The organism is Kitasatospora sp. NPDC051984, assembly GCF_044593455.1.
Lineage (GTDB): Bacteria > Actinomycetota > Actinomycetes > Streptomycetales > Streptomycetaceae > Kitasatospora.
Window position 1 is genome coordinate 57,663 of record NZ_JBIUCB010000002.1, and the last position, 23,296, is coordinate 80,958.

A 23,296-nucleotide genomic window follows, 5' to 3' on the forward strand; every position below is an offset into this window, starting at 1 on the left:
GCGGCCGGCCTGCCGCGTTCGCCTGCCGGGTCCAAGTACCCAATGCGGTACGCGACTTGGGCGGCGCCGCCCGGGCCGGGTTACACGCCGGTGGTGCCGTCGATGCGTTCGCGGAGGAGGTCGGCGTGGCCGTTGTGGCGGGCGTACTCCTCGATCATGTGGACGTAGATCCAGCGGAGGCTGACGTCCTGATCCATGAAGCGGCCGGTGTCCGTGAGAGCGCGGGCGGCGCAGAGCTCGCGGGTGCGGGCGATCTCCGCGCGCCAGGTGGCGAGGGCGTCGGCCAGGGTGGCGCCTTCGGCGAGGTCGAAGCCGCCGTCGGGGCCGTCGGGGTCGGCCTCCGGGTCGTAGATGGGCGGGGCCTGTTCCCCGGCGAGGACTCGGCGGAACCAGTTCCGTTCCACCTCTGCCATGTGCTGGACGAGTCCGATCAGGGTGAAGTCGGACGGTGGCACTGATGTGGCGGCCGCCTGCTCGTCGTTCAGGCCCTCGCATTTCATGACGAGTGTCACGCGGTGGAACTCGAGCCAGCTTTCGAGCGTGGTGCGCTCGTCGGCGTTCAGGGGCGGTAGCGGACGTTCGATGGTGGTCATCGGCCGATTATCGCGAGAGGTCGAGGACCTCGGCCAGTCCCGCGGTGGCGAAGGCGGCCACGAGCGCTTCGCGGCCCTCCGTGAAGTGGGCCCAGCTGTCGAAGTGGACGGGGACGACGCGGCGGGCGCCCAGGAGGCGGGCGGCTTCGGCGGCGTGGGTGCTGTCGAGGGTGAGGAGGGCGTTGTCGAACAGGCCGGTGCGGGCCGCGCCGGCGAAGAGGACGGCGGTGTCGACGGGGGCGTAGCGCTGGGCGATCCGTTCGACGACGTCGAGGGAGGCGTTGTCGCCGGAGACGTAGACGACGGGCAGGCCGGGGCCGGTGAGGACGAAGCCGATGACCTCGCCGGTGACGGGCTCGCAGCCGTCGGGGCCGTGCTGGGCGGGGACGGCGGTGATGGTCACGGGAATGCCGTCACGGCCGGTCAACTCGACGCTCTGCCAGGGGGCGAGGCCCTTCGCGGTGCCGCCGAGGCGCTCCGCGCCGCCGCGGGTGGTGAGGGTGAGGGGGACGCCGTCGAGGAACTTGCGGCCGCTGTGGTCGAGGTTGTCGGGGTGTTCGTCGTGGGAGAGCAGGACGGCGTCGATCGGGCCGAGGTCGGCGGGGTCGGCCGTGCCGGGGTGGGTCTTGACCAGGGCGCCGCCGCGCGGGAGCGGGTATTCGCCGGGGGCGTCGAAGGTGGGGTCGGTGAGCAGGCGCAGGCCGCCGTACTCGATGAGCGCGGTGGGGCCTCCGAAGACCTGGACGGCGGGGACAGCAGCCATGACACACCTCACGGGAGAGAGAGCGGTTTACCGTGAGAGGAATCTAACGGCCCATCACGGCAACCCGCAAGCTTTTCCGTGAGAAGGGACGGCGAGAGCACTCCTCACCTGCGGGGAAGGCCTCTACCATGAGGGTCATGAGCCAGCGCACCGACACCAACTCCCCCGCCCCGGGCGCCGAGCAGTACCCGGCGCTGGACTTCGCCAACTCGCTGCTCAGCCTGCCCACCGGCCCGCTCGACCTGCTCGGCTCACCGGAGGCGGCCACCGCCTGGCTGATCGACCACGAGCTCGCCCCGGCCGGCGGCCGGATATACCGGCCCTGCACCGACCGGCTGCATGAACTACGCGCAGCGGTAAGGGAGTTGATCGAAGCCCGCAGCACGGGGCAGCCGGCGCCGGCAAAAGCACTCACCACAATCAACGCCGCCCTCACCACCACCCCGTCCACCGCACTGCTGCACTGGGACCCCGAACGGGGACTGCACCGCGCCCTCCCGCACCCGGCCGACCGGATCGCCGACCACGCGATGGCCCAACTCGCCGCCGACGCCGCCGAGTTGCTCACCGGCCCGGACGCCGATCGGCTGGCGGCCTGCGGCGGCACCCCGTGCAGCAGGTTCTACGTCCGCACCCACGCCTCCCGGCACTGGTGCTCGACCCGCTGCGGCGACCGCGTCCGCGCCGCCCGCGCCTACGCCAAGAAGCGTGCCACGAGCAAGAGTTGACGGGCGGACAAAAAAACGAACCCCGCCCGGCCACGAGGGCCGAACGGGGTCCGCGGACCTACCGGAGCGCGCGCGTCAGACGGCCGACCGGGGGAAGGTCGGGTACTCGACGCCGGAGACGTGCTGGACGACCCGGACGACCTGGCAGGAGTAGCCGAACTCGTTGTCGTACCACAGGTAGAGGATCGCGTTGTCGCCCTCGACCTTGGTCGCGCCCGCGTCCACGATGGAGGCGTGGCGGGAGCCGATGAAGTCGCTGGAGACCGCGTCGGGCGAGTCGATGAAGTCGATCTGCCGCTTCAGCGGGGAGGTCAGCGACACCTCGCGCAGGTGGTCGAGAACGTCCTCGCGGGTGGTCTCGCGGGCCAGCTGCAGGTTGAGGATGGCGATCGAGACGTCCGGCACGGGGACGCGGATCGAGCTGCCGGTGATCTTCGCCTTGAGGTCCGGCAGGGCCTTCGCGACGGCGGAGGCGGCACCGGTCTCGGTGATGACCATGTTGAGCGGCGCGGAACGGCCGCGACGGTCGGCCTTGTGGTAGTTGTCCAGCAGGTTCTGGTCGTTGGTGAACGAGTGGACGGTCTCCACGTGGCCGCGGAGCACGCCGTACTCGTCCTCCATCGCCTTCAGCGGCGGGACGATCGCGTTGGTGGTGCAGGACGCGCAGGAGATGATCTGCTCGTCCGGCTTGATGGTGTCGTGGTTGACGCCGTGCACGATGTTCGGGACGTCACCCTTGCCGGGGGCGGTCAGCACGACCTTGGCGATGCCGGGGCGCAGGTGCTTGGACAGGCCCTCGCGGTCGCGCCAGCGGCCGGTGTTGTCGATCAGGATCGCGTCGTCGATCCCGTAGGCGGTGTAGTCCACCTCGCTGGGGTCGTTCGAGTAGATCACCTGGATCGCGTTGCCGTTGGCGACGATGGTGTTGGTCGCCTCATCCACGGTGATGGTGCCCTGGAACTGGCCGTGGATCGAGTCGCGCCGCAGCAGCGAGGCGCGCTTGACCAGGTCGTCGGCACCGCCGCTGCGGACCACGATGGCGCGCAGTCGCAGGCCGCCGGCCTTCTCGACCAGCAGGCGGGCCAGCAGGCGGCCGATCCGGCCGAAGCCGTACAGGACCACGTCGCGGGGCGCCTGGCGCTCCAGCTTGTTCTCGCCGGTGGCGCCGGCCACGGCCTCGGCGGTGAACTCCTCGACGCTCAGGCCGCGGTCGTCCGCACGGTACGCGGCGGCGAGCAGGCCCAGGTCGATCTGGGACGGGCCGAGATCGAGGGCGGTGAGCGCCTGAAGGAACGGGAAGGTCTCGGTGATCGAGAGCTCCTCGCCGGCTATCTGGCGGGCGAAGCGGTGGGTCTTCAGGATGCTGACCACCGACTTGTTCACCAGGGAGCGGCTGTGCAGCAGGACGGTGACGTCCCGCTCGCGGTGCAGCCTCCCGATGATCGGGATCATCGACTCCGCGAGCTCCTCGCGGTTCTTCCAGTCCGTGAACACGTCGTCGTTGACAGTCACAATTCAACTTTCGAGGGTAGAGCCAGAGCTAGGCGCCCCCATGCTAGCTTCGCCCGGCCCGCGGGCGGGGGGCGGTCCCCCCGCTGACCAGCGGTGGTACGCCGCGAAGGGCCGCCGCGGACGTGATCGCGACCACACCCGCGACACTCTTCGACCGCTCCGGTGCAGCTCGGTACCGAATCTGACGCGATGTCAGCTCTATTTCGGGCCCGACGGGGCGTGACCAAGCTCACCCACGTCGAATTCATCACCCCGGGGGGTGATGTCTCATCATTTTCGGCCACTTGGCACCTGTGGATGGAGGAGAGTGGGAGCCCCGGCCGGGCGGCCGCCCGATGCGGGGGTGCAGGTCCGGCCGTCCGAGGCCGGGCCGCCGTGAGGAAGGGACGGCCGTCAATGCCACACCTGGCCTACCAGCGGGCCGCGCTGGTGTTCACCCTGTTCGACGCCAACGACAACGGGGTGCTCGACGCCGAGGACTTCGACCTGATGACCGAGCGCGTCCTGGCCGTCGCCGGCGACTCGTCGGAGGCCGACCGGCAGGCGCTGGCCGACAGCATCAGCAACTACTGGGAGGTGATGGCCAAGACGCTGGACATCGACGGCAACGGCCTGATCACCCCCACCGAGTTCCGCGGCTTCGTCCTCAATCCGGAGTTGTTCGGCGCCACCGCCGCCGTGTTCGCCGACGCGCTGGCCGCGCTCGGTGACCCGGACGGCGACGGCCTGATCGAACGGCCCCGCTTCCTCGCCCTGATGACCGCGATCGGCTTCGACAAGCCCAATATCGAGGCCCTGTTCGACGCCTTCGGCCCGGATGCCACCGACCGGATCACGGTCCGGGTATGGGCCCAGGGCATTCGCGACTACTACTCGCCCGAGAAGGTCGGCATCGCCGGCGACCGCCTGGTCCCGAATCCGCTCTGACCTCTTCCTCCGTTTTTGAAGGAGCCCGTTTTGACCGCACCGCTCATCGCCCTGGCCGTCGGCCACGGCACCGGCCCGGACCTCGCCTCCGTTTTCGAACGGGTGCTCCGCCGGATCACCCGACTGCACGGTGTGGAGGCCGAGTTGGTGCGGTCACCGCGGCTCTACCACTCGTACCTCTCGCTGCGTGCCGAGTACGCCGACACCGCCGAGATCACCCGGATCACCGCGCAGGACGCCGCGCACTACGAGCAGTTCTGCCGCGAGCAGGCGGCGGCCGGCGTCCGGGCCGTGTTCCGCACCGCGATCAACGCCCAGTCGCTGTACTTGGTGCGCCAGCGCCTCGCCGCCGTCAAGGTCGAGCCGCTGGACGCGGCCGGCGCCCGGCTGCTGCTGGTCCGCGACCAGGCCCAGGGCTTCTACACCGGCGAGAACCAGCACACCCCCGGCAAGGTGGTGCGCACCATGGAGTTCAGCCGCGCCGTCACCGAACAGGTGGTGCGCTACGCGGTCCGCCGGGCCCACGACCTGTGGCCGGAGGGGCCCGCGCGGGTGCAGATGGCCTACAAGTTCCACCTGCTGGACGGCGCGCTGGACGACTGGGCGGCCGACCTGTCCGCCGAACTCGGCATCGAGATCACGCTGTTCCAGCCCGACACGGTCAACCGGAATCTGATCACCAACGGCCCGGAGGACCGCACCGTGCTGGTCGCGGGCAACGAATGGGCCGACATCATGCACGTGGTGCTGCTCGACCGGTACGGCTCGGAGCGGCAGGAGAATCGTTGCACCGAGAACGTGAACCTCCACCCGGAGCTGAACGGCCTCACCGAGTACCAGACGGTGCACGGCTCGGCCGACGCGCTGGCCGGCCTCGACGTGGTCAACCCCGTCGCCACCGTCCGGGCCGCCGCCCGGATCGCCGAACGCCACGCGGACTGTCCGGGCGCCGAGGCCGCCGTCGAGGCGGCGCTGGCCGCCGCCCAGGCCCGCGGGGCCCGCACGCCCGACCTCGGCGGCACCGCCGGCACCACCGAGGTGGTGGACGCGGTGCTGGGCGAGCTCCGGGTGGCGTTAAAGCCCTTCGTGCCCGCCGCCAGGTCCGGCTCGGCACGCGTCGCCGCCTCCTCGGGCACCGATCGGGCGGGCGCCCGGTGAGTACCACCGCCGCAACCACCGCCACACCGACGGCCCTGGTGGTCGTCGACGTACAGAACGACTTCTGCGCCGGCGAGGTCGCCGCCGCCCGCTTCCCCGGGGATCCGGCCCGCCTGGCCCGGGTCGCCGAGCGCACCGCCACCGCCGTCGACCGGGCCCGCGCGCTCGGCGTCGAGGTACTGTTCGTCCGCTTCCTCGGCGACGAAGCCCACCAGGGTCCGGCCTGGCAGCGGCGCGACGCGGCGCTCGGCAAGCGCCCCAAGTGCCTGGAGGGCAGCTGGGGCGCCGAGTTCCACGCCGCCCTGCCCCGGCCCGACGAGGCGGTGTTCACCAAGCTCGCCTGCTTCGACGCCTTCCTCGACCCCGCGTTCGAGCCGTACCTGCGCTCCCGCGGCATCCAGCACCTGGTGCTGGCGGGCGTGTTCACCGACGTGTGCGTCGACTCCACGGCCCGCACCGCCTTCCAGCGCGGCTTCCACCTCACCGTGCTCAGCGACTGCACCGCCTCGCTGCACCTCGCCGACCAGGACATCCTGGATTTCATGGCCAAGGTGTACGGCGCCCGGATCACCGACCTCGCGGACGAACGCCCCTTCGTCCTGCCGGAATTGACCACCGCTACCGCCCGGGCAGGGCAGTCGTGACCATGAGCGCCACCGTTCTGGACGACCCGGGCGTCACCGCCGGCGTCGGCCGCACCGCACTGCTGGTCGCGCACGCCCGCGCGCTGGAGGCCCGCCGGCCCGACGCGCTGGCCGTCGACCAGTTCGCCGAACACTTCGTCCGCGCCGACCCGGGCTGCGCCGACTGGCCGCGGCACCCGGACGAGATCGCCCCGGGCGACCCGCTGTGGGGCCGGCTGGCGAGCTACTTCGCGCTGCGCACCCGGGTGCTGGACGCCCACCTGATGACGGCCGCCCGGGCCGGGGTGCGCCAGGTGGTGCTGCTCGGCGCGGGCCTGGACTCGCGCGCGCACCGCCTGCCCTGGCCGCCCGGCACCACCGTGTGGGAGCTGGACCGGCAGGAGGTGCTGGCCTTCAAGCAGCGGGTGCTGGACGAGCTGGAGGCCGTCCCGTCGGCCTGCCGCCGCACCGTGCCGGTCGACCTGCGCGGCCCGTGGCCGCAGGCGCTGACGGACGCGGGGCTGGATCCGCGGCTGCCGGTCGCCTGGCTCGCCGAAGGGCTGTTCCTGTACCTGCCCGCCGAGGCCGAGCTGCGGGTGGCGGGCACGCTGGACGAGCTCAGCGCGCCGGGCTCCACGCTGGCGTACGAGGTCAAGCTCGGTCTGGAGGCGGCCAAGGTGCGCTCCAGCCCGGTGTACGAGGCCGCCCGGACCAGGATCGGCCTCGATCTGCTGTCGCTGTTCGCACCCGGGCCCCGCCCGGACACCGCGGCGCACCTGCACGCGCTCGGCTGGGCGACCACCGTCCGCACCCCGTTCGACCACGCGGCGGGGCTGGCCCGGGCGCCGCGGCGGGAGCAGAACGACGCGCTGGCCGCCAACCGCTGGATCACCTGCGTCAAGGGGCGTTGACGAACGAACGGGGCCGGGCAGTCGCTGCCCGGCCCCGTCCCCTGCCCGTGGGAAATCAGTACGGCTTGACCAGCACGTGCGCGGCGCCGGGGATGCCGATCTTGAGGAGCTCGTCCTCCTCCGGCGTGGTGGGCGTGCCGGTCTCCTGCTTGAGGATGGCCCGGGACAGCGACTGGACGAACATCGCCCGCGGGCGGCGGCGGTCCTCCCAGGCCTGGAGGGCGGCGGCCACGTCCTCGGTGGCGTCCAGCTCCTGGGCGAGCACCAGGGCGTCCTCGACGGCCATCGCGGCGCCCTGCGCCAGGTGCGGGGTGGAGGCGTGCGCGGCGTCGCCGGCCAGCACCACCCGGCCGACGTGCCAGGGCGCGTCCACGGTGACCTGGGAGATCCGCGAGTAGACGACGGTGGACGGGTCGGTGATCTGCGCGAGCGCCTCGGCGACCGGGCCGGTGAAGTCGGCCAGCCGCTCGGTGAGCTGCTCGTGGGCGCGCTCCGGGTCGGGGCGGAAGTCCTCGGCCTCGGCGAACACCGAACCCAGGTACATCAGCTCGTCGGTGATCGGGGTGAGCAGCGCCTTCGCGGCCAGGTTGCCGGTGCTCATCAGCACGCCCTGCAGGTCGGCCCGCCGGGGCAGGGTGACCCGCCAGTTGGCGAAGCCGGTGTACTCGGGGCGGAAGCGGTCGCCGTACAGGCGGGTGCGCAGCGGGGAGCCGATGCCGTCGAAGCCGGCCACCAGGTCGTAGCGGCCGGTGCTGCCGTCGGACAGCGTGACGTCCACGCCCGCGCCGTCGTCGGCGAGTTCGGTGATGGTGGTGCCGAAGTGGACGCGGGCGCCGGCCTCGGTGGCGGCCCGCCCGAGCACCTGGGCGAGCGCGGGGCGGGGTATGCCGTTGTTGGCGGGGGCCTCGTCCATCCGCGGCTGCGGGATCTTCGCGACGGGCCGGCCGGCCGGGTCGCAGATGGTCAGCACCTCCCATTCGAAGCCGACCGCCAGGCAGTCGTCCAGGATGCCGATCTCGCGCATCACGTGCAGGGCGTTGGAGGGCTGGATGATGCCGACGCCGAGCGCGTCGAACTGCTCGCGGAGCTCGGCGACCTCGACGCTGTGGCCGCGGCGGGCGAGTGCGACAGCGAGTGTGAGTCCGCCGATGCCGCCGCCGTGGACGAGGACACGCAGGGGTGTAGCCATGGTCATCTCCAGTGGGTTCGGGGGTTGGGCGGGAGTGGGCGCTGGGGCCCGGGAAGGAAGGTCTCAGCCGACGGGCAGCGCCATCAAGTGGTCGACCAGGGAGAGCAGCACGTCCCGGCCGAAGTTCCGCTCGCGGACGTCGCCGACCAGCATCGGGACGTGCGGGTCGAGGTCGAGCGCGGCCCGGATCTCCTCGTCGGAGCGGGTGTTGACGCCGTGGAAGCAGTTGATCGAGACCACGAACGGGATGCCCCGGCTCTCGAAGAAGTCGATCGAGGCGAAGCTGCTCTCCAGCCGGCGGGTGTCGGCGATGACCACACCGCCGAGCGCGCCGTTGACCAGGTCGTTCCACATGAACCAGAAACGTTCCTGGCCGGGCGTGCCGAACAGGTACACCACCAGCTCGGGGCTGACGGTGATCCGGCCGAAGTCCAGGGCGACGGTGGTGGTGGTCTTCTGGTCGACGCCGGCCAGGTCGTCCACGCCGACGCTGGCGGTGGTGAGGTACTCCTCGGTGCGCAGCGGAGCGACTTCGCTCACGGCACCCACCAGGGTGGTCTTGCCGACGCCGAAGCCGCCGGCGACCAGGATCTTGACCGCGGCGGCTCCCGCCTGGGTGGTCGTCATCTCACAGTCTCCTCAGTCCCTCACGTACGGCGGCGAGCAGGCCGCGGTCGGCGCCGCCCGAGGCCCGGGCCACCGAAATCGGGGCCCGGGCGGTCAGGAGGCCCTGTTCGACGAGGTCGCCGAGCAGGATCTTGGTCACGGACACCGGCAGGTCGAGGTCGGCGGCGACCTCGGCGACGGCGGCGGGGGTCCGGCACCGGTTGAGGATCAGCCGGTGCTCGGGCTGCAGCCGGCCCGGCCGGACCGGCGCCCCGTGGGCGTCGACCGGCTCGGTCACGGCGGTGAGCAGGGTGATGAGGGTGAAGTCGTCACGCTCGGGCGCGGTGCGGCCGCTGGTGATGGTATACGGGCGGACCATGCTGTCCGCGCCGTCGTCGTGCTCGTCGTCGTCCCAGTAGGGGCTCACCCGCGCTGCCCGCCCCGGGCGGCGAACGCGTCGAAGTCTCCGCGCTGCGGGGTGCTGAGCTTCTGGCCGACCTGCTGGACCAGGTTGTGCATGGCCAGCGACATGACCTCGGCGTCGACGTCCTGGGACGCGACGACGGCGAGGTGGGTGCCCTGGCCGGCGGCGATCACGAACAGCCACAGGTCGGCGAGTTCGACGATCACCTGGTGGACGGTGCCGCCGGTGAACAGCTGGCCGACGCCGCGGGCCAGGCTCTGCTGGCCGGTGGCGATGGCGGCGAGGCGTTCGGCGTCGGGGCGTTCGATGGTGCGGGAGTGGCTGACCACCAGACCGTCGTCGGAGAGCAGGACGGCGAGCCTCGTCCCGGCCACCGAGTCCACCAGGCCGTCCAGCAGCCAGTCGAGGTCCTGGTGGGTGGAGGTTGTGCGCGTCATGACCGGTCTTCTCTCATCGGGATGGTCGGGGTGTTCCAGGTGTCGCCGGGCTCGGGCCGGCCGTCGGGCTGCGGTGTGGTGTCCGCGTGCGACTTGGCGGCTTCGGCCCGCGCCTCTCTGGACCGCCGCTGGAACGCTCCGACCGCCGCCCCGGCCCGTCGGGGGGCCGGTCGGAACAGCGGGTTCTCGTCCCAGCGCGGCGGAGCGGGGGCGGCCGGCGCGGTGGCCGGGTCGATCCGCAGCTCGTCGACCAGGCTGGCCTGGCGGACGCGGCGCGGCAGTGGCGGCTCGGCGCCCGGCAGTGCCGGCGTGAGCGGCACGTACGGGGCGGGCGCGGCCGGGGTGGGCACAGCAGGGGCGGGCACGGCCGGGGCCGGCGGCGCCGGGGCGGGCCGGTACTGCGCGGGCACCCCGTACGGGGCGGGCGTGGCCGGCGCGGGCGGCAGTTCGGCGGGGAAGGGGTGCGCCTGGGCGGCCGGGGCACGGTCCTCGTCCGGCCCGCCGTACAGCTCGTGCTGCGGGAACGGGTCGGCGGCGGCGTACGGTGCCTCGGTCGGCGGGTACGGCGCGTCGATCGGCGTGATCGGCGCGTCGATCGACGTGATCGGCGTGTACGCGGCCTCGATCGGCGGGTAGGGCGCGTCGGCCTGCTGCTGGTAGGGCGCGGCCGGCGGCGTGTACCGGTCGCCGGCCGGTGGGTACGACGACTCCTCGGGAGCCGCGTGCAGCTCCAGCAGCGCGTTCTCCTGGTCGGGCGTCTGCGCGAGCGAGGTCGCGGCGGCCAGCGCCTGGCCGCGGGACCGGGTGGGCAGGCCGCCGGGCTGCGGCGCGGCGACCAGCCTCGGGCGGGCGTCCGGCGCGGGGACGATCAGCTCGTCGGGGACGAGCACCACGACGCGGGTGCCGCCGAACGCGGACTGGCGGAACTCGATCCGCAGGCCGGTCTGGTCGGCGAGCCGGGCGATGACGTAGAAGCCGAGGCGGATGTCGTCGCCGCGGGCCAGCACGTCGGCCTTGGGCGGACGGGTCATCAGCAGGTTGGCTTCGTCGATCTGCTCGTCGTCCATGCCGAGGCCGCGGTCCTCGATCTCGATCGCGACGCCGCGGCTGACCCGGCCGGCCCGGACCTCGACCGGGTTCGGCGGGCGGGAGAAGCTGAGCGCGTTCTCGATCAGTTCGGCGAGCACGTGGGCGACGGCGCCGACGGCGCGTTCGGACACCCAGGGGCTGCCGTCGAGGTCGATGACGACCCGTCGGTAGTCCTGCACCTCGCCCTGGGCGGCGCGCATCACGTCCAGCAGCGGGACGGGCTTGCGCCAGCGCCGGTGCGGCGTGCCGCCGGCCATGATGACCAGGTTCTCCTCGTAGCGGCGCAGGCGCGCGGTGAGGTGGTCGAGGTCGAACAGGCCGTCGAGGATCTCGGGGTCCTCGTGCTTGCGTTCCAACTCGTCGAGCTTCTTCAGCTGCTGACCGATCAGCAGCTGGGTGCGGCGGGCGATGCGCTGCAGCAGCCGCTCGTAGGCGCGGTGCTGTTCGGCCTGGCCGACGGCGGCCTGCAGGGCGCTGGTGCGGGCCAGGTTGAACGCCTCGCCGAGCTTGGCGAGTTCGTCCTCGGTGCGGGACCACGGGTCGCGTTCGATCGCGCGGGCGTGTTCCTCGACGTCGATCTGCTCGCCGTTGCCGAGCCGCTCCACCACCTCGGGCAGGGCGTTCTCGAGGTCCTCGGCCTGCTTCTGGAGTCCGCCGATCCGGCGGCGCAGCGTGCGGGTGAGGCGCCAGCTGGTGAAGGCGACCGCGACGAGGGCGACCAGGCCCGCCAGGGTGGTGAGGCCCAGACGGATCGCCAGGTTGATGGTGATGCCCTTGGCCGTCTCGACGATGGCCGCGGTGCGGTACTCCATCAGTCCGACGAGTTCCGGGTTGACGGCGTCGATGGACTGGCGCCAGGTGTCCTTGTCGGTGTTGAGCGGGATCCGGCCGTTGCGGTCGGGGCCGACGGGCTTCAGCAGGTCCTGCTCGGCGCGGCCCTTGGCGAGCCAGCCGGGGCTGTTGGTGATCTGCTGCCACATGGCGGCCTGGTCGGCCTCCAGGTTGGGCGCGACCTTGGTGCCGAACTGGAAGCTCTGCTCGGAGATGGCCTGCCGGACCTGCTGGTAGTCCTCGACGCTCAGCGAGCCGGTCGGCCAGCCGCGGGCGAGCAGCGCGTCGGCGCGGGAGATCATCTCCTTGCCCCAGAACAGGTCGACGAGCGGCGCGGAGACGGTGGTGATCCGGCCTTCGTCGACGTGGCTGAGGGCGCCGAACAGTCGCAGGTCGACCGCGATCAGGTCGGTGTAGTAGCCGTACACCGTGGCCTGCTGCTGGTCGCTGCCGCTGTCCACCAGGGCGCGCTGCGCGGGCAGCTGGTTGATCGCGGCGCGGGCCTCCCGGACGGCGTCGCGGACTTCCTGCGGCGCGCTGCCGGCGTCGATGCCGGACAGCTTCTGGAAGGTGTTGACGGCCTCGTCGGTCTTGCCGCGCTGGGTGCGCAGCGCGTTGGTGACCCCGGTGTGCCCGGCGAGGACCTCGGCGCTCAGGCGCCGTTCCTCCTGCAGGTTGTAGTACACGATGTTGGACGGCTGGCCGGCCTTCTCCGCGAGCATGCCCTGGGCTGCCAGTCGCTGGAAGGAGTACAGGAGCTGTCCGCTGGTGACCGCCCACAGAGCTGCCAGTGCCACTGCAGGGACGATGGCCAGCACGAGCAGGGTCGCTCGGAGCGACAGCCGGCCCTTGATCCGCCGAGACGCGCGCGTGCGCAGGACATTCTCCTAGGAGACGAGGCCAGTCGTTCAGAACTGGTCGAATCTGATGAGGACTCTGACGGATGGATCTTAGTATCACCGTATAACGACCCAAAAAGCCGAGGCGGTCCCGCGCCCGCGCGGCACCGCCCATGGTGTCCCAACACCCGCTCCGACCAGGCACGATGAACCGCTCAGGGGTCAACGCCCCACCGCACGGCGGCTATTCACCATCGGCCCGCTCCGGCTCGCGCGAACTGCCCGCCCCAGCACCGGAACTGAAGCCCCACCCGGCGCCGGACCGGCCCGGCGAACCATCCGTCAGGGTCGCCGGCCGAGCCGTTCCGGAGTCTAGCGCTCCCTTGACCACTCGAAACATGGACTCTGTCGGAAGTTGTCGGAAACCGCATCTGAACGGTCGGAATCGCCCCGAAGGGTCCGAGAATCGCCCAGAACGATCGATTCCGGTACTCGTTGTCGGGACCTTGACACGGCCTCACCTACCGGCTTGTCGGGTGCCGGCGCCTCGTGTCGCTGGTCCGAGTTCGGCGATCAGCCGGCTCGCAGCGCGGGTCCGAGTTGGCGATCAGCCGGCTCGCAGCGCCGGTCCGAGTTCGGCGATCAGCCGGCGGTAGGTCTCGAACGCGGGCTTGCGGGTGTGGTCGTCGCGCAGCAGGCCGAAACCGTGGAACAGGCTCTCGCCGCGACTGTCGGCGTCCCGCAGCGCGAACAGCGTGTACCCGTCGATGTTCAGCGCCGCCGCCTGCCCGGCCACCGCCCGCACCACCGTCTCCAGCGCCCGGGCCTGCGCCTGCTCCGACCGCCCCGGCCCGGTGGGCCAGCCGTTCTCGCAGATCCGGATCGGCACCGTGGCCGGGATGCCCGCCTTGGGCAGATCGGTGTGCCGGAAACCGTTCAGCACCCAGCCCACCCCGTCCGCCAGGCGCTCCGCAGGGACGGGGCGGAACACGTCCGGGAAGAAGTCCAGCCCCACGTAGTCGAGCGCGTCCAGGAAGCGCCGGTCGGCGAGTTCGCCGAGCGCGTCCCAGAACGGCGCGGCCGGGCCGAACGACGGCACCGCGTTGAAGCCGACCTCGGCGGACAGGCCGAGCTCGCGCACCTCCTCCTTCGCCGCGACCACGCCCGCCACCAGCGCCTCCCGCACCCCCGGAACGCTGCCGTCCAGCACCGGCAGGTCCGCGTTCGGCTCCTCGCAGATCTGCACCGAGCCGAGCCGCGCCCCCAGTTCGCGCACCTGCCCGCGCACGAACCGCTCCCACCCGTCCCGGCTGCCGGTCGGCTCGCGGAACTGCAGCACCAGATCGACCATTCGCGCCCGCTGCCCGCCCAGGTACGCCTCCCAGCCGTCCGGGGTCTGGCCCGGCGCGCTGACGGTGGTCGCGAAGGACCGGTACACCCGGACCAGGAACTCGCCCTCCTCCCCCTGCAGTTCGTCGAGCGCCTCGGCCACCTGCCGCGGGTCGTCCGGGCTGACCGGGTGCACGATCCCCTGCCCGTCGCCGAGCAGCGCCCCCGGGTAGATGCCGAACCTGAACTGCCGCTGCCTGTCGTCCATTTGACCCCCTGGCCGATATTTTTGGTGTGACACCAATTTTTCAGTGACCCTAGCATGGGGTGCATGGGCCTTCGTGAGACCAAGAAGCAGCAGACCCGGACCGCCATCGCGGACGCCGCACTTCCGCTGTTCCTGGAACGCGGCTTCGACCAGGTCACCGTCGCCGAGATCGCCCGGCACGTGGGCGTCTCCACCAACACGGTTTTCAACTACTTCGCCACCAAGGAAGACCTGTTCTTCGACCGGCAGCACGAGGTCGAACAGCAGCTGGCCACCGTCGTCCGCGAACGCCCGCCCGGCACCTGCCCCGTCGCCGCCCTCCGCGACGACCTGCGCACCGCCATCGGCCGTGCCGACCTCACCCCTGACTCCGCCACCTTCCACCGCACCATCGAGGCCAGCCCCGCGCTCCGCGCCCGCGAGCGCGAGATCGCCGACCGCGCCGAGACCGCCCTCGCGGCCGCCCTCCCCCCGTCCCCCACCACCTTCCTCCTGGCCGGCGCCCTCATCGGCGCCCACCGCGCCACCCACCGCGAACTCCGCCACCGCCTCCTGTCCGGCCACCCGCCGCACACCATCGCCACCGACCTCGCGGCAGCCGTCACCACCGCGTTCGACGCGCTGTGCCGCTGCCCGCAGCACCCCTGGGACCCCTCGTGACGCGAACCACTCCCCCGCTCCCGCTCGGCGCCGAGACGCTCTTCCCCGAACTGTCCGCCCACCGCAGCGCCACCACCGCGGTCCGCGTCGGCCGCGACGGCGAACTCAAGGTCTTCACCTGCCCCAACGACCCTGCCCACCCGACCCGCTGGGCCATTCAGTAGCCCAACCCGCTCCCCCGATCGGGCGGTTTCGCCGCCCGACGGGCCGGACACCCTGCGGGGAACGGAACTCCCTCCCGGGCGAAGGCGGTACGGCGAATTGGAACTCCCCAGCGTGCTCGGCGTGTTCGCACACCCGGACGACGAATCCCTCTCCGCCGGCGGCCTGCTCGCCCGCCACGCGGAGGCCGGGGCCCGGACGGCGGTGGTCACCGCGACATGGGCGGAGGGGACCCACCGAATCCCCGAACTGTCGTGTGCGCTGGACGAGTTGGTTGCGGGGCCGCCCAGGCTTCTGGGCTACGCGGACGCGAAGGTCCCGGACTCCGCGCCCGGGCAGGCCCGACTGCTCGACGCCCCACTCGATCAGGCGGTGGCCCAACTGGTCGCCCACCTGCGGGAGTTCCGTCCCGAGTGGGTGGTCACCCACGACGGGTACGGCGGCCTGACGGGCCACCCGGACCACCGGCACACCCACCGCCTCACCGTCCTCGCCGTCCACGCGGCCGCCCTCCCCGGCCTCCACCCCGAACTGGGCGACCCCTGGCCGGTCCGACGACTCCTGCTCGCCACCCACCCGCACAGCGCCGCAAGGGAGTTGGGCGCCCTGTTGTTGCGTCCCGGCCGCACCGCGTACAGCGTCCCGGACGCCACCGTCGAGGCCCTCGACGTCACCGCGTGGCTCCCCCGCAAACTCGCCGCCGTCTTCGCCCACCAGTCGGAGGTCACCCGCGGCGCCCTCCCCGGCCGCCTCGCCGCCGCGACGACGTCCGTCCGCGCCCGGCTGATGCAGACCGAGTGGTACCAGCCGCACCCGCTGCCCAACCTCGCTGCATCCGCTGGAAGTTGATCGACCTCGCCTGCTAGACAGTCGACATGCGGCACCCGTCCGCCGAAGGAGTCCCATGTCAGAGCTGACCGTCCGCCTCGCCACCACCGCCGACCGCCCCACCCTGGAACGCCTCTGGCTGATGTTCAGCCACGACATGTCGGAGTTCAACGGCCAACTGCCCAACCCCGACGGCACCTTCCGCGACGACCGCCTCCACCAGGCCCTCGCCGACCCCGACTGGGCCCCCTACCTCGTCACGACCGCCGACCACACCCCAGCCGCTTTCGCCTTCGTCCGCGGCCTGACCGCCCCCACCCGCGTCCTCAACACCTTCTTCGTGGCCCGCGGCGCCAGGCGATCGGGCATCGGCCTCCGCGCCGTCCAACAAGTCGTCGCCAACCACCCGGGCCCCTGGGAAGTCGCCTTCCAGGACACCAACCCCACCGCCGCCCACTTCTGGCGCCGCACCGCCACCACCATCGCGGGCCCCACCTGGACCGAACACCACCGCCCCGTCCCGAACCGCCCGGACCTGCCGCCGGACACCTGGATCTCCTTCAGCACAACCGCAGAAGCCCCCGCCTGAACCCGAGATCCGCCAGCCCCACCCGGCGCCCGCCGCCAGGCTCCGCGGCACGCCAACCGGCCAGTGCCGCAGCCGGAAAGGTTCACCGGGTCCGGAGCGAATGAGCGCTTTTCCGGCGACCACGTCCCCGGCAAGTTCACCTGACCACCTTCCCCCGGCCCCGCACGCCGGAGGCCCGGCTCGCCGCGTGGTGCGGCGGGGGCCGGGCCTCCGGGTGGCGGGGCGTCAGGGCAGGGCCGGTGCCGAGCAGCCGTGGCGTTCGGCGGAGTGCCGGGTGAACGCGGCGAAAGCGTCCCGTGCCGAGGCGGTCATCGGTTCGAGGCGGTTCGCCAGGTAGACGGCCGTGCCGCCGGGGCACTTCGCGGTCGCCCAGCTGAGGTTTCCGTCGGTCCCCGGCTCGATCGCCCCCTGGTCCAGACCGACTCCGCGCCTGGCCTCGTAGGCGAAGGGAGGGTAGTAGGCGGACAGCCTCAGGCCCACGGTCTTGGGGTCGTCGGGCATCAGGACGGCACAGTCCTCGATCGGTGCGGCGCCGTCGGCCGGGCTCTCGCGCACCTGTCCGGCGACGCCGGCGCAGGTGCCGTTCGCCTTCCCCGGCTGGGCGGTCACGATGTCCGACCGGCCCGGCACCTGCTCGATCTTCCCGCCGAGCGTTGCGCCGCAGCCCCAGATGTCGTTGGCCCGCTGCGCGGTCCGGGCGCCGATCCGGCCCAGCCGGGAGCGTTGCTGTCGTCCACGCCGAGGTCAGCCAAGCGTCCGTCAGCGGGTCGATGATGTTCTTGGCCGGCCCGGCAGAAATGTCGGCCACCGCCACGACGCTCTGCACCACGCTCTGCACCGCCTTGGCACTCCAGGGCGCGAACCGGTCCGGGGCTTGACGTGGCATGGACGAGAAGCGAAGGTGAGCGGCACCATCTGACATGTTGTGTGTGAAATAGTACTGATCCACTCGCACGGGAAGGCCGGGCCATGGACCTGGAGCTGCGGCATCTGCGGGTGCTTTGCGCGATCGCGGATACCGGCAGCGTCGGGCGGGCGGCTGCGGCAATCGGCGCTTCGCAGCCGGCGACGAGTACGCAACTGCGGCGGATCGAGCGGCACTTGGGGGCGATGGTGTTCGAGCGGACGGCGGCCGGCGTGGTGCCGACCACGTTCGGGGCGGAGGTCCTCGCCGCCGCCCGCGAGGTGCTGGCCCGGGTGGACCGGCTGGGGGACGCCGTCGCCGCCAACGGTGAACGGCCGCACCGCGAGTTGCGGGTGGCCACGGGCTGTCCGGCGCTGCTGCCGGGGACGCTGGCCCGGACGCGGCAACTCCGCCCGGAGATACGGTTCTCGCTCACCGCCGGGCCCGACGAGCCGTTCGATCTCGCGCTGGCCCTCGACCATCCCGACTCCGGCCTGCGCCCCACGCCGACGCTCGCCGCGCGCGTTCTCGCCACCGAGCCGGTGTTCGTCGCCCTGCCGGCCGCCCACCCGCTCCGGCACCACGCCGAGCCGGCCCTCGCGGATCTGGCCGGCGAGACCTGGCTGCTGCCCGCCGCCGACGGCACCGCGTGGCCGGTGTTCGTCCGGGCGGCCTGCGAGTCGGCAACGGCGAAGCCCGTGGCGGTCAGCCAACTGCCGTACGGGCAGCGGGAGATACAGGATCTGGTGGCGGCGGGGCTGGGCGCGACCCTGGTCCCCGCCAGTACGCCGCCCGCTGCGGGGGTTCTGATCAAGCCGCTGCTCGGCGCGCCGTTGTGGCTGCGGTACGTGCTGCTGTGGCGCCGGGCCGCCCTCGGTCCGGCGCTCGTCGACACCCTGTTCGGGGCGGCCACCGCCGCGTACCGCGAACTCGCCGCCGGGGCACCGCACTTGCACAGCTGGGCGAGCCGGACCTTCCGCCCGCCCCGCACCTGACGACTCCCGGGGGGAAGGTCAACACCCAAGAACAACCCTCCGGTGTTATGCCGCCGCAGTGCAATGTCATATGACCTGTGACATTGTTCTGGCCCCCGCCCCGGTGCCACGATGCATGCACCCCACCTCAGCTCCCCATCCCCCACAGGAGAAGCAGTGCGCATATCCCTTCCCGCACTGGCGGCCGGCCTGCTGGCCGGTTGTGCCACGGCGGCCACCCTGCTGCCCGCCCCGGCCTTCGCGGCGACCGGCGGACAGTCGAAGGCCGCCGCCCCTGCCGCATCCGCTGCCAAGAGCGACCGCAGCGCCGCCCCCAAGCCGCTCGGCCCGATCGTCGAGGCCGCCCCGGAGACCCACGCCCCGGTCTCGGCCCCGCTGCCCCCGGCGCTGCTCGGACAGGTGGTGATGGGTCAGCCGGCCGGCACCACCGTACAGACCACGCCCCGCCCGGTGAAGAAGGGCGAGAAGCAGAACCAGCCGGCCGGCCTCGCCGCGCAGACCTGCGCGCCCGCCGACTTCGGCAGCCGCTCCGGCGCGGACCTGGTGGCGTTCGTCAAGGGATCGCCCACCAGCTGCATCGGCACGCTATACAACGTGACGGGCAGCGACGCGGGCGCGATCTTCAAGCAGGCCAACATGCTGACCGTCGCGAACGCCTTCAAGGACCTGGCGGCGACGTACGACGGCACCAACAGCGCCAACATCCTCCAGCTGGTGCAGTTCCTGCGGGCCGGCTACTACGTCCAGTCGTACAACTCGGGCGCGGTCGGCAACTACGACTCGACGCTGACCGCTGCCACCAAGGCGGGCCTGGACACGTTCCTCTCCGGGCAGCACTGGCAGGACGTCTCGGACGCCAACGGCATCGTGCTGTACGACGTGCTGGTGCTCACCGACAGCGCCAACGTGCAGGCGAGCTACCTGAACACGTACAAGCAGGTGCTGAACGGCTACAACAACAGCTACAACGCGTACCCGAAGATGGTCAACGCGGTGAACGCGGTGCTGTTCGCCCCGCTGTGGCGCGCCAACTGGAACACTGACTTCGTCAACGCGCTGAACGCCGACACCAGCCTGGTCACGACGCTCGGCAACTTCGCCCTGAACCACAAGGACCTGCTGGGCACCGGCAACTCCTTCCTGGACGTCAACGCGGGCAACGACCTGGCCCGGATGTCCGGCGACAGCACCACCGTCGAGGCCGCGACCCGGCCGCTGATCAAGCAGATCCTCGACTCGACGCCGATCGCCGGCCCGGGCGGCCCGCTGTACGTGCACGCGGCGTTCCAGTCCAACGAGTTCAACCGCGCCCAGTGTTCGACCTTCGGCATCTGCGACCTGCCGAACAAGCTGATCAACGCCGTCCTGCCGAACGTCCTGGTCTGCGACAACAAGACGCTGCGCGCCCAGGCGCTGACGGTCGCCCAGCTCCAGCCCGTGTGCGAGAGCCTGCGCGGCGAGGACGCGTACTTCCACAACCTGGTCAAGGACAACGGCCCGATCCCGGGCCAGTACGGCTCCATCCTGGACCTGCCGGTGTTCGCCAGCGCGGCCGACTACCAGACCTACTCGTGGGCGATCTGGAACAACTCCACCGACAACGGCGGCGTCACCATCATGGATCCCACCGACCCGGCCAACAAGCCGGTGTCGATCATGTACCAGAAGTCGTGGAACGACGACTTCGCGGGCAACGTGTGGAACCTCAACCACGAGTACACCCACTACCTCGACAACATCTACGACATGAAGGGCAACTTCACCACCGAGACGTCCGTCCCGGACATCTGGTGGATCGAAGGCGTCGCCGAGTACGAGTCGTACGGCTACCGGGGTGTGACCGACACCCAGGCGATGACCGAGGCCGCCAAGCACACCTACAAGCTCAGCACGATCTTCCAGAACACCTACTACAACTCCGACTCCACCCGGGTCTACCCGTGGGGCTACCTCGCCGTGCGCTACATGATGGAGAAGCACCCGGCGGACGTCACCAACATGCTCGGCCACTTCCGCACCGGTGACTACCAGGGCGGCTACGCGGTCTACAACGGCCTCGGCACCTCCTACGACGCCGACTTCGACGCCTGGCTGACCCAGTGCGCCGCCGGCGCGTGCTTCGCCACCGGCCCGACCGCGCTGTTCAACCAGTCGGTGAACGGCGCGACGGTCACCCTCACGGACCGCTCGGTGGTCACCAACTCGCCCGCGCAGCTGACCTCCTGGCACTGGACCTTCGGTGACGGCAGCTCCTCCGACGAGCGCAACCCCTCGCACACCTACGCCAAGGCCGGCACCTACACCGTCGCGCTGACCGTCACCGACTCCACCGGCCGCTCCACCGCGACCCCGGCCAGTGTCACCGTCACCACCGGCAGCGGCGGCGGCACCCTGCCGACCTGCACCGACCAGCGCACCGACGCGATGGGCCAGAACTGCCAGCGCACCGGCCGCACCCGCACCGCCGGCAGCGTCGACTACCTGTACGTCTACCTGCCCGCCGGCACCAGCACTCTGAAGATCACCACCACCGGCGGCACCGGCACCGCGTACCTGTACTACAACGACGCCACCTGGGCCTCCCCCAGCGCGTACACCGCCTCCTCCACCACCCCGAACAGCACCAGCCAGACCATCACCGTCACCAACCCCTCGGCCGGCTACCGCTACCTGAGCCTGTACGCGGCGACCGACTTCACCAACGTCACCGTCGCCACGCAGTTCTGACCCCCACACCCCCACCTGCCGACGGGCAGTCACGGCCTCCCTTGCCGCGGCTGCCCGTCAGCGGTTTCCGCGCGCCAGCGGTCTCCGCGCGTCAGTGGTATCCGCGCGTCAGTGGGATCCGCCCGCCAGCCTTCGCGCCGCAGCCGCCCGCACGGCCGGGGACTCCACCGGGCTCGCGCTCAACTCGGCCAGGCGAATGCTCAGTTCGGGCCCGTCCGGTGCATTCTCGACGGCGAAAAGGCGGGCATCCTCCTCGCAGTCCCACAGCGACTCGGTCAGTTCCGCAGCCACCTCGCCGGGCCGGATGGCCGCCAACGCCCTCAGGTACGAGGGGCGTTCGTACGAGTGCGGGGTGTGCGCCCAGAACCGGTGCAGCACAGGCGCGGCCTCGGCGGCGGCCGGACCGAGCCGGGCCAGCCCGTCGGCGACCCAGTGCGAGCCACACCACTCACCCGCCACCCACTGCCGCTCCAACTCCGCCAGCAGCAACGGGAGATCACGCGCGTCGCCGTGCCGGGCCAGGACCCCCAGGCCGAGCCCGGCCAGCCAGGGGCGGGGCGACCGGGCCCACGCGCGGGCGTCCTCGACCGCGGCCACGCCGAGGCGCTCCACCACACGGCCCAGCCGCGGCAGTGCCCGATCTCCCAAGAAGGCGGGCTCCGCGGTGAACAACCCCGGTACCAGCGGCAGGATTTCGGACACGGGTGGGCGATCGGCCAGCGCAAGGACGGCCGCCACCCGCTCCGGCAGCGAACTCCCGCCGTCGGCCAGCAGCGCGAGCAGCCGGGTGTTACTGGCGGCGAGCGAATGCACATGCCGTCCGGGCCCCCGCTGCGGCCTCTCCGGCATCAACTCCCGCCAGCGCAACCAGGGTTCGGAGGCGGGGTAGTCGGGCTCGGCCCCACCGAGACGGCGCACCGCGTCCTCCGCGAGGTCGTCCCACCACGGCACCGGCCAGCGGTCGGCGAGGGTGTCCAGTACGTCCTGCCAGCACTCGCCCTGCCGCACGTACCGGCGCAGCACCTCCCGCGCCGCGACCGATCCGGTCAGCGCGAGGGCGGCGAGAATCTCGTAGGCACGCTCGCGGGCGCCCTGGTCCGCTCCTTCGACCTGCTGTCGCAGCAGGTCGATCGGCAGCGCCAACTCCCCTACGAGCTGGGCGTGGTAGTCGTGCCGGTCGTCGCTGGAGTCGTACCGAGTGTCCCGCCGCAGGCAGTCCAGCAGGGCCGCAGCCCCGGCTTCCCGGTCGTCCTTCGCTCTCAACCACCCCGCGCCCCGCCCGCGTTCGAGCAGGCCGAACAGGGTGTCGGCCGGCGCGTACTGCGCCGGTCCGTCGCTCTCATCCGTCACAGCGTCCGAGGATGCCCACCCAACTCGCCCACCGCGAACGGTTTTCCCACTCGCCTGCCAGGCAGAGACGTTCGGCTCCGCCCTCCGCCCCTCATCCACAACCGGCCCGCACCCCGCTCCCGTTCGAGCAGGCCCCATCACCGCGCACCGGCCGGGGCCGCCGCCCTGCTCTGTCGCGCCGTCCAACTCGCCCACCGCGAAACGGACTTCCGCCCACCTTCCGGCAGGAGCGTTCAGGCCCGTCCCCGGACCAGCGGGAGGAAGACCTCGTCGACGATCTCCACCAGGAGCTCGTCGGGGACGACAGGAACGCCGCGCAGCAGGTATTCGGTGCGCAGCAGGGCCATGGGGGTGGCGGCGACGCGGGGGTGGACGGCGGCGGCCGGGGCTTCACCCCGGGTCGCGGCGTTGGCGAGGACGGTCAGCCAGGCCTCGTCGAGCGGGTCGGGGCGGTCGGGGTCGCGGAGTTGGGCGAGGAGTTCGGGTGTGCCGCCGGCGGCGGCAAGGAGGCCGCGCAGGATCTCGCCGTAGGGGGAGGACCAGGTGCGGTTGGCGCGGCGCAGCAGGTCGAGGGCGTCGTCGCGGAGGCTGCCGGTGTCGGGCGGGCGGGTTTCGGCGGCGGCGAGGCGGCGGTAGGCGGCGATGCCGAGTGCGGTGCGGTGGGGCCAACGCCGGTACAGGGCGTTCTTGTTGGTGCCGGCCCGGCGGGCGACTTCGTCCATGGTGAGTCCGGCCACGCCCTGTTCGAGCAGGAGTTCGCCGGCGGCGGCGAGGATGGCGTCCTCGAGTTCGGCGCCGCGTCGTCTGGTCGCTGTCACCTGCCACCTCCACTCACTGCCTGCTTCGGGTCTCCG

At 71.9% G+C, this 23,296-nt stretch carries 23 protein-coding genes; 11 read left to right on the forward strand and 12 right to left on the reverse strand.

The window, feature by feature from the left end; genetic code table 11:
- Positions 1–80: 80 nt before the first annotated feature.
- A complete protein-coding gene (locus tag ACIHEI_RS04245; protein ID WP_396605524.1) occupies positions 81–593 on the reverse strand; it encodes a DinB family protein in 513 nt (170 codons plus the stop codon).
- A 7-nt stretch (positions 594–600) separates the two neighbouring features.
- Positions 601–1,356, reverse strand: a complete 756-nt coding sequence (locus ACIHEI_RS04250) for an MBL fold metallo-hydrolase (protein WP_396605525.1) — start codon at positions 1,354–1,356, stop codon at positions 601–603.
- A 128-nt stretch (positions 1,357–1,484) separates the two neighbouring features.
- Between ACIHEI_RS04250 and ACIHEI_RS04255 the strand changes: the two genes are divergently transcribed.
- Entirely contained in the window at positions 1,485–2,084 is a 600-nt protein-coding gene (locus ACIHEI_RS04255; RefSeq protein WP_396605526.1) for a CGNR zinc finger domain-containing protein, read from the forward strand.
- Between the two features lie 75 nt (positions 2,085–2,159).
- Here the strand turns inward: ACIHEI_RS04255 and ACIHEI_RS04260 are convergent, their stop codons facing one another.
- Entirely contained in the window at positions 2,160–3,596 is a 1,437-nt protein-coding gene (locus ACIHEI_RS04260) for a glyceraldehyde-3-phosphate dehydrogenase (RefSeq protein ID WP_387635645.1), read from the reverse strand.
- A gap of 396 nt (positions 3,597–3,992) precedes the next feature.
- Here ACIHEI_RS04260 and ACIHEI_RS04265 point away from each other — a divergent pair, with 396 nt between their 5' ends.
- From ACIHEI_RS04265 to ACIHEI_RS04280, 4 genes are read left to right on the forward strand one after another with little or no spacing between them, the layout of a single operon-like run.
- Positions 3,993–4,523: an EF-hand domain-containing protein gene (locus ACIHEI_RS04265; protein WP_396605527.1), complete on the forward strand. Its 531-nt coding sequence runs from the start codon at positions 3,993–3,995 to the stop codon at positions 4,521–4,523.
- A 30-nt stretch (positions 4,524–4,553) separates the two neighbouring features.
- Positions 4,554–5,681 carry an isocitrate/isopropylmalate family dehydrogenase gene (locus tag ACIHEI_RS04270; protein ID WP_387635650.1) on the forward strand — a complete coding sequence of 376 codons (1,128 nt, stop codon included), beginning with the start codon at positions 4,554–4,556 and terminating at the stop codon, positions 5,679–5,681.
- On the forward strand, positions 5,678–6,325 hold the full coding sequence (locus ACIHEI_RS04275) for a cysteine hydrolase family protein (RefSeq protein ID WP_396605528.1): 648 nt from the start codon (positions 5,678–5,680) through the stop codon (positions 6,323–6,325). Before ACIHEI_RS04270 ends, ACIHEI_RS04275 begins: the two co-directional genes overlap by 4 nt.
- A 2-nt stretch (positions 6,326–6,327) precedes the next feature.
- Positions 6,328–7,215, forward strand: coding sequence for an SAM-dependent methyltransferase (locus tag ACIHEI_RS04280; protein WP_396605529.1), 888 nt, complete (start codon positions 6,328–6,330; stop codon positions 7,213–7,215).
- 55 nt (positions 7,216–7,270) lie between these two features.
- Here the strand turns inward: ACIHEI_RS04280 and ACIHEI_RS04285 are convergent, their stop codons facing one another.
- The 6 genes from ACIHEI_RS04285 to ACIHEI_RS04310 form a co-directional block, all read right to left on the reverse strand.
- On the reverse strand, positions 7,271–8,404 hold the full coding sequence (locus tag ACIHEI_RS04285; RefSeq protein ID WP_396605530.1) for an FAD-dependent monooxygenase: 1,134 nt from the start codon (positions 8,402–8,404) through the stop codon (positions 7,271–7,273).
- Between the two features lie 63 nt (positions 8,405–8,467).
- A complete protein-coding gene (locus ACIHEI_RS04290; protein ID WP_387635658.1) occupies positions 8,468–9,031 on the reverse strand; it encodes an ATP/GTP-binding protein in 564 nt (187 codons plus the stop codon).
- Between the two features lies 1 nt (position 9,032).
- Positions 9,033–9,389, reverse strand: coding sequence for a DUF742 domain-containing protein (locus ACIHEI_RS04295; RefSeq protein WP_387636844.1), 357 nt, complete (start codon positions 9,387–9,389; stop codon positions 9,033–9,035).
- Between the two features lie 44 nt (positions 9,390–9,433).
- Complete coding sequence (locus tag ACIHEI_RS04300; protein WP_387635661.1) at positions 9,434–9,871, reverse strand: roadblock/LC7 domain-containing protein; 438 nt, start codon at positions 9,869–9,871, stop codon at positions 9,434–9,436.
- Positions 9,868–12,588: a nitrate- and nitrite sensing domain-containing protein gene (locus ACIHEI_RS04305; protein ID WP_396605531.1), complete on the reverse strand. Its 2,721-nt coding sequence runs from the start codon at positions 12,586–12,588 to the stop codon at positions 9,868–9,870. The genes ACIHEI_RS04300 and ACIHEI_RS04305 overlap by 4 nt, the downstream gene beginning before the upstream one ends.
- Before the next feature lie 649 nt (positions 12,589–13,237).
- Positions 13,238–14,227 (reverse strand): hypothetical protein, encoded by a 990-nt coding sequence (locus ACIHEI_RS04310; RefSeq protein WP_396605532.1) that lies wholly within the window; start codon positions 14,225–14,227, stop codon positions 13,238–13,240.
- Positions 14,228–14,290: 63 nt separating this feature from the next.
- Between ACIHEI_RS04310 and ACIHEI_RS04315 the strand changes: the two genes are divergently transcribed.
- From ACIHEI_RS04315 to ACIHEI_RS04330, 4 genes are all read left to right on the forward strand, one after another.
- Positions 14,291–14,887 carry a TetR/AcrR family transcriptional regulator gene (locus tag ACIHEI_RS04315; protein WP_396605533.1) on the forward strand — a complete coding sequence of 199 codons (597 nt, stop codon included), beginning with the start codon at positions 14,291–14,293 and terminating at the stop codon, positions 14,885–14,887.
- On the forward strand, positions 14,884–15,051 hold the full coding sequence (locus tag ACIHEI_RS04320) for a hypothetical protein (protein ID WP_396605534.1): 168 nt from the start codon (positions 14,884–14,886) through the stop codon (positions 15,049–15,051). The genes ACIHEI_RS04315 and ACIHEI_RS04320 overlap by 4 nt, the downstream gene beginning before the upstream one ends.
- 97 nt (positions 15,052–15,148) lie before the next feature.
- Positions 15,149–15,898 carry a PIG-L deacetylase family protein gene (locus tag ACIHEI_RS04325; protein WP_396605535.1) on the forward strand — a complete coding sequence of 250 codons (750 nt, stop codon included), beginning with the start codon at positions 15,149–15,151 and terminating at the stop codon, positions 15,896–15,898.
- 55 nt (positions 15,899–15,953) lie between these two features.
- Positions 15,954–16,466: a GNAT family N-acetyltransferase gene (locus ACIHEI_RS04330; protein WP_396605536.1), complete on the forward strand. Its 513-nt coding sequence runs from the start codon at positions 15,954–15,956 to the stop codon at positions 16,464–16,466.
- Between the two features lie 225 nt (positions 16,467–16,691).
- On the opposite strand, the gene ACIHEI_RS04335 is transcribed toward ACIHEI_RS04330, so the two are convergent.
- On the reverse strand, positions 16,692–17,096 hold the full coding sequence (locus tag ACIHEI_RS04335; protein ID WP_396605537.1) for a hypothetical protein: 405 nt from the start codon (positions 17,094–17,096) through the stop codon (positions 16,692–16,694).
- Between the two features lie 339 nt (positions 17,097–17,435).
- Between ACIHEI_RS04335 and ACIHEI_RS04340 the strand changes: the two genes are divergently transcribed.
- Together ACIHEI_RS04340 and ACIHEI_RS04345 are read left to right on the forward strand one after the other, a co-directional pair.
- Positions 17,436–18,365 (forward strand): LysR family transcriptional regulator, encoded by a 930-nt coding sequence (locus tag ACIHEI_RS04340; protein ID WP_396605538.1) that lies wholly within the window; start codon positions 17,436–17,438, stop codon positions 18,363–18,365.
- Positions 18,366–18,476: 111 nt separating this feature from the next.
- Positions 18,477–21,092: a collagenase gene (locus tag ACIHEI_RS04345; RefSeq protein ID WP_396605539.1), complete on the forward strand. Its 2,616-nt coding sequence runs from the start codon at positions 18,477–18,479 to the stop codon at positions 21,090–21,092.
- Positions 21,093–21,200: 108 nt separating this feature from the next.
- Here the strand turns inward: ACIHEI_RS04345 and ACIHEI_RS04350 are convergent, their stop codons facing one another.
- Together ACIHEI_RS04350 and ACIHEI_RS04355 are read right to left on the reverse strand one after the other, a co-directional pair.
- Positions 21,201–22,442 (reverse strand): hypothetical protein, encoded by a 1,242-nt coding sequence (locus ACIHEI_RS04350; protein ID WP_396605540.1) that lies wholly within the window; start codon positions 22,440–22,442, stop codon positions 21,201–21,203.
- Between the two features lie 233 nt (positions 22,443–22,675).
- Complete coding sequence (locus ACIHEI_RS04355) at positions 22,676–23,260, reverse strand: TetR/AcrR family transcriptional regulator (protein ID WP_396605541.1); 585 nt, start codon at positions 23,258–23,260, stop codon at positions 22,676–22,678.
- Between the last annotated feature and the right edge of the window lie 36 nt (positions 23,261–23,296).